The 6,284-nt window shown below is 61.6% G+C and carries 5 protein-coding genes; all 5 read right to left on the bottom strand.

Translation table 11 applies throughout. The features are described from left to right. Window positions 1-130: 130 nt before the first annotated feature. Window positions 131-781: an FmdE family protein gene (locus tag GXH28_RS14980; RefSeq protein ID WP_320447972.1), complete on the bottom strand. Its 651-nt coding sequence runs from the start codon at window positions 779-781 to the stop codon at window positions 131-133. Next, on the bottom strand, window positions 774-1,103 hold the full coding sequence (locus GXH28_RS14975; protein ID WP_169239828.1) for a carboxymuconolactone decarboxylase family protein: 330 nt from the start codon (window positions 1,101-1,103) through the stop codon (window positions 774-776). Before GXH28_RS14975 ends, GXH28_RS14980 begins: the two co-directional genes overlap by 8 nt. Before the next feature lie 102 nt (window positions 1,104-1,205). After that, entirely contained in the window at window positions 1,206-4,556 is a 3,351-nt protein-coding gene (locus GXH28_RS14970) for a molybdopterin-dependent oxidoreductase (protein ID WP_169239827.1), read from the bottom strand. After that, complete coding sequence (gene nrfD / locus GXH28_RS14965) at window positions 4,553-5,683, bottom strand: NrfD/PsrC family molybdoenzyme membrane anchor subunit (RefSeq protein WP_169239826.1); 1,131 nt, start codon at window positions 5,681-5,683, stop codon at window positions 4,553-4,555. The genes GXH28_RS14970 and nrfD overlap by 4 nt, the downstream gene beginning before the upstream one ends. 12 nt (window positions 5,684-5,695) lie before the next feature. After that, window positions 5,696-6,284 (bottom strand): 4Fe-4S dicluster domain-containing protein (locus tag GXH28_RS14960; protein ID WP_169239825.1); only part of this gene is annotated, 589 nt, incomplete at its 5' end.

Genomic DNA, 6,284 nt, shown 5'->3' with positions numbered 1-6,284 from the left:
CGAGCAGATATTGCATGCGTTAGCTGACGACGCCGACGCACTTCGCAGGCTGGTTGATTGGCGTTGGATCAAAGACAACGTCCAGGCCCTGTCCTTATTTAGCACGCCTTGATGTGGCAGTTGGTATAACTCAGGCATGCTGATGCTCAGCCGGCACGCGCGCATGCTGCTCAATCGAGATGGGCAATTCGAGCAGATATTGATAGTAGGCGTCGCCGGCGCAGGTTCTGCACAGGATACGCCCATCCTGCGTGACCTCGCGTTCGTTAATGATCTCTTCGCCGCACTCGGCGCAACACACGCGCACGCCGGGACGGCTGATGATGGCGGCCAGAGGGCGAGTCAACGCGACAGGGCGAGCGCACAGCAACGCATCCGCCGGCATGATCTGATAGGCTGCCAGTTGCGCATGCCAGCGACTGGGCGCATCGGTCGCATATTGTGCAGCGCGGCTGCGCGCCAGTGGATGCGGCCAGATGCGAATGGCGCAGGTCGGCTCGCTGTGCGAGTCGGCGAACGTAACGGCAGTTTTGCCCAGATCAACCACGCGCAACGTGCGATGGCCGACCGAACAGCCGGTCGCCACCATCACGCCATCGGCAAAGCAGCCATCCGTCTCGACAAACGCAATCAGACGTTTGTCGGACTGCGGCAGCGACAGCCCCAACATCTCGCCGGCCAGTTCACCCATGCGCAGCCCCAACACCTGACGCGGGCAAATGTGGTTGTGCAACTGCAACAACCGTTCGCGGTAAGGGTGCAGTGAGAACACGTCAACCACTCTCGCGTTGGTCTGACTGCAGCGCTTCCTGCGCCCAGTACAACGCTGTCATCATGGCTGGGAAGCCGATGGTGGTCACACCGAGCGTAATGGCGTGCGTGACCTCATCGGGGGAAGCGCCAGCCTCGCGGGCGCGATGAACATGAGACTTGACGGCGCTCTCGCTGCGCAAGGCGGCTGACATGCCGAGCTTGATCAACTCGCGTGTCTTTTCGTCCAGCGGGCCGCTTTGCGCCGCCGCCTCGCCGAGCCGGGCGTAGGCGCGCCACACTTTGGGCTGAGCCTTCTTGAAAAGCTGATAAGTTTTGGGAAGTTTGGTCATCACCATAAGCTCTTTGTTTGGCCTTGTGCAGCGGCGCGCCGGTGGGCACTGATTACCGGGGCGCGCCGCTTGGCAGCATCGATCTGGCGTAGGCAGCCAGTCTTATGCCGGCACCACTTTAACCTGCGTATCGTAAAACACCGCACTCCCACCCACCGGATCGAAAAGTGAGGTATTGGTCACCAGTGGGTCGGTGCGCATGACGGCGTTGGCATGGAAGCCTTGCATGCGCGAGGGGTCGGCGGGGATGGTCTGACCATTGATAGTCACATCCACAGCGCCATAGGCCCAGTGGCCGAAGCCGAGGGCGAAGCCGACCACGCCCGGCCGCATGCCCTGCACGACTTTGAGCCGGCCGACCACGTCCACTTTCGAGCCGTTGCCCAGATCCCACACGCCTTCGGGATTGGTGGCCGAGACGATGCGCACCCGATCGCCATCCTTCAGGCCGCGCGCGGCGGCGTCCTGCGCATTCATGATGACGGCGTTCTCCGGCATCAGCGCGCGCAGCCAGTAGTTGCCGGGCGTGCGGCTCTTGGTCATCATGATCTCGCGGTAGGTGATGAGCTTGAGGTCATAGCCATCCTTCGCGTCGTCGATCACCTGGCCGTCGAAACCGGTGTACGGCTCGATGTAGGTCGCCACAGGGGGAAGTGGCTTGCCCGTGCCGGCGTGCTTGATGCCCACATTCTTCTCCAGATACAGGTTGATCAGCTTGCCGAACTTCACGCCGGTCGGGATGATGTAAGGCTCATCGAACGACCCGGGGCGTACACCGTCGCCAGGGTAGCCTTTTTCATAAGCCTGGAAACGCCCGCCCCGGCTGAGCACGGTGACCACTTTCGGCCACAAGGCATCGCCGACGATGGCGCGCCAACGGTCGGGGTCGAACACACCTTTGGGCAGATGCTTGCGCGCCTCGATGAACAGACGAATTTCTTCGGCATCGGCATCGGGCACGGCATCGCTCCCATCGGCCTTTTCGCCAAAGGCTAGATTGGCCACCATGCGCAGGTATAGATGATCGGGGTGAGTGAAGTCACCGAGATCGCCCAGCCCATTTGGGCCAAAGTTCGGCAGCCCCAGCTTTTCGGCCATGGCCAGCAAGAGCGCCTCCCATTGCAAGGCCATTTCCTGACCATACACGGTCACTGTGCCGGTGACTGGCGCGATGGTGGGCTGTCGCACGCCCTGCACCTTGAAGGTCATGGAAGGATGCGATCCGCTGAACTCCCATCGCTCCAGGAAGCTGGTATCGGGGAAGATGTAGTCGGCGTACATGCTGGTCTCGCCGATGACGATATCGCTGGCCACGAACAGGGGCAGCTTGTCGACATCGCGCAGAATTTCGATCCACTTGTGGCCGGCCGGCAATGAGTACACCGGCGACCCCATATACATGAAGGCGGCCTTGATGGGATAGGGGTACATGTCGCCGGCCGACGGGATGATCTCCTCGTACACGTCGGACGCCAGTGGATACCAGTTGCGTTTGGCCGGATAGCCCTCGAAGATCGTTGTGTCTTCGTATTTGACGTCGTGGCGGATGATGCTGATGCCGAACGGCGCCAGCGCGCCGGGGTCGGCCTTGCCAAGCACAAATGGGCCTTCGGCCTTCGAGCCGCCCACGTCGTAGGTGCTGGCATATACCTGGCCGCCGCGCCAGTCGTAGCTGCCGATCAACAGGCCAAGCGCATTCCAGGCCAGCACGTTGTAATAGCCGTTGGTGTGCTGGCTGACGCCACGGTGAATATCGATGGCGGCATTTTTGCCATGCGAGGTGTACTCGCGCGCCAGGTCTTCGATGTCTGTGGCGCGGATGCCAGCGATATCGGCCCATTCCTCGATCGTTTTCTCACTGGCCGATTCGTAAAGGATTTGCAGGCTGCTCTTCACATCGAAGTCGCCGACCTTGCCATTCACCAGCAACTGGCCGGCTTCCACAGCGCGTTCCTCGTCATTCGGGTCGAACAAGACGGGATTGCCATCTTTATCCAGCACCACAAAAGGATCGGTGTTGAAGACCGTGCCGTCCTGCGTGACCCAGGTGATAACCGTCTTGTCATCCTTCTGTTCTTCCTTTTTCTCGACCAGCTTGAGGTCGCTGCCGCGCAGGAACTTGCCTGGCTTGCCGTCGGTGACTTTCACCAGCCAGGCGGCGTTGCTCCAGGTCGGCTCGCCGGCTTTCTTGGCGGCGGCCTTGTTGGCGTCGGCCAGATACTGCGCGTCGTAACGCTGATTGGCGATGATCCACTGAATCATGCCCAGCGCAATGGCGGCTTCGGTGCCGGGCTTGTTGGGCAGCCATTTCCAGGCTTTGCCGGCCAGCTTGGACAGGCGCGGATCGATTACCACGAATTTCATCGCGCCCTCTGCGGCGCGCGGCGCAATGCGCGGCGCGCGGTTGGTGGGGCCGTAGTTGCCTTCGAACGGTGACGCGCCGACGAAGATGACAAAATCGGCGCTGGCAGTGTCACCCTGCCAGTAGGCTTTGGCGCCGCCGGTAAACTTGCTGCCGTCCCACTGGTCGCTCATGCTCTTGCCGGCGAAGTACAGGCTGCCCTGGCACACCGTGGTGTGACCATGCGTGTTGGTCGTGCCCAGGCCAGAGCGGAAGAAGCGCAGCGCAATGTCGCTGCGACCGCCCTTCTGCCGGCCCCAGAAGTACAAAATCTGGTTGTTCTTCGGCCCAAGATCGGGGTGATCGGGGTCAATCATCTTGTCAAGATGCTCAGCGAAGTCTGCCTTGAACTGCTCGATCAGGGCTTTCTTTTTGTCGGCGTCCTTTTCGGCCCAGATCTTCTTGATGGCGGCGTCCATTGCCTTCATCACCTTCGGGTCGGTGAGCGCGCGCAAGGAACGCAGGCCCTCGACTTCGCGATTCTCTTCGCCGGGCACGTCGGCAAACAGCTTGCCCCCCTCGACAATCTCGGTGACGGCCTGGTCGAAGTCAATCACCTTCCACTTGTTCTCGCCGCGCTTGCCGGCGCGTTTGAGCACCTTGACCAGGCGGTAGGGGTCATAGGCGGATTGCAGGCCGGCCTGACCCTTTGGACACAAGGGCGCGTCAATTTTGGCCGTGTCCGTGATCGGCGTGTTGTAGGCCAGGTGCGGCACCAGATTCCAGGGTGAGAATGGGTTGCCGTCAATCTTGACCGCCACGCCGTCCAGCAGCTTGACCTTGATGCCGCACTGGGTGTTGCACTGTTGGCAGACCGAGTAAATTTGATGCGCCGGATCGCCAAGCGGATAGGCGCTGCCTTCGCCGGTCGCCTCCAGCGCCGCTTTCACCTTTGGCAGCGCGCCGAGGAAGGCGCCGCCCAGCACAGCCCCGCCGCCGACCAGCGCAGCCGCTTTCATGAAGCTGCGGCGTGACACTTGCCAGTCGCCCGGCTGCGTCGCAGCGTGTCCGGCGGCGCTTTCAGAGGATGAAGGCTGAATCGGGTTACTCATTTGGTCACCTCATACTTTTTCAGGAATGGCAGCGCATCGACGCCGATCAGGTAGGCCAATGTGGCCAGCCCAACCACGCCGGAGACTACCGATAGCTCCATCAGGCTGGGCACATAGTTAATGTTGAGATGCGGGCCGTGGAAGGCTTCAGTCAACCCCTCCAGTTCGGGAATGGCGAGCGCCGGGAAGATGATGTTTGAGCGCGCCACGGCAAAGCCAACCAGCACCAGCACACCCATCAGGCCGGCCCAAAATCCACTGCGCGCCAGGCGCGGCTGCACCAGCACAATCAGCGGCACGATCATGCCGAGCGTCACCTGCAAGCCCCAGAATGCCCAGGCATACTGGCCAAACAACACCAGCTCAACCGCGCGAGCCGTGTCCGGCACGCCACTGTATAGGGCCACCGAGTAATCAACCCACAAGTAGTACGCCTTCACCAGGATCAGCACAATCATGGCCAGACCCAGCAGGCGCACGCGCTGCTGGCGGATTTCGTCATCCGGCGTGAACCAGCCCAGCAGAATCATCAACAACGCCACACCGGACGTGAGCGAGAAGATGGGGAATTGCGCCGGCAACATGGCCGCATGCCACGACGCGCGGCTGGCATTCACGCTGAGCAGCGCGCCCACGCCGCCGCTGAGGAAAATGGCCAAGAACAGCCCAATGCTCATCACCACTTTGGTTGCGAGTTTTTGCGGCCGCCGTAGCGTGAGAACAAGCGAGACCACAATGACGACCAGGAAAAGCGTGTAGCCCCATACCAACTGCGCCATCGGCGCGCCAAAATTGGGGCTGAGGTACACCTTCCAGATGCGCTCCATGTGTCCCAGATCGAAGGCGATGGTGATTAGCGCCGCCGGCATGGTCACCAGCGCGCCCCACAGGGCGTATTTGCCGGCGCCCTTGAACAGGCGGACGTTGAACAGGTGATCGAGCGTCGCCAGCATATACGCGCCGGTGGAGATGCCGGCAAAGAACAAATACATGGCCACCCACAGCCCCCACGTCACATAGGAGCCGTAATTGACCTCGCGCTCGCCGATGAACAGGCGAGAGTAGAACCCATACAGGCCCAGCAACAGCGCCAACGCGCCCAGGCCGTACACGATTTTTTTGATCATGGCGCTCCTCCCTCACACGATGTAATACACGCGCGGCTTGGTGCCCAACTCTTCTTTCAGCCGGATGACATTCGGGCGGTGAATCAGTTGGGCCACCACGCTATCGGGGTCGTTGGCGTCGCCGAACAAGGTGGCGCGCCCGATGCATGTCGTCACACATTCGGGCAACAACCCCTCCTTGACGCGGTGCAGGCAGAAGTGACACTTGCGGGCATTGCCCATCGGCGAACCATGGGCTTCGCGCGGCCATGGCTGGCCATACTCGAAGTTCGGCGCGCGTTCGTAGTCGTCAGCAGCGTCGCGGCCCAAGATCAGGCCGTCGGCATTCGGTGCGCCCTCGGCATAGATGTAGCCAAAGTCTGAGGTGCGCGCGCCGTAGGGGCAGGCGGTCAGGCAGGCGCGGCAACCGATGCACTGCTCGTAGTTCACCTCGACCACGCCCTCGGCATTGGTGTAGGTGGCGTGCACCGGGCACACCGGCACGCAGGGCGGGTTTTCGCACTGCATGCATGGGCGTGGGATGAACCGCCGCGTCACGTTGGGATACTCGCCGATCTCCTCTTCGATGACCGGGCGATACACCACGCCGGGCGGCAGCTTG

It is taken from the genome of Candidatus Roseilinea sp. NK_OTU-006, assembly GCF_012931985.1.
Lineage (GTDB): Bacteria > Chloroflexota > Anaerolineae > J036 > Brachytrichaceae > JAAFGM01.
The sequence above is the reverse complement of the archived record's forward strand: the minus strand, read 5'-3'. Positions and strand labels throughout refer to the sequence as shown.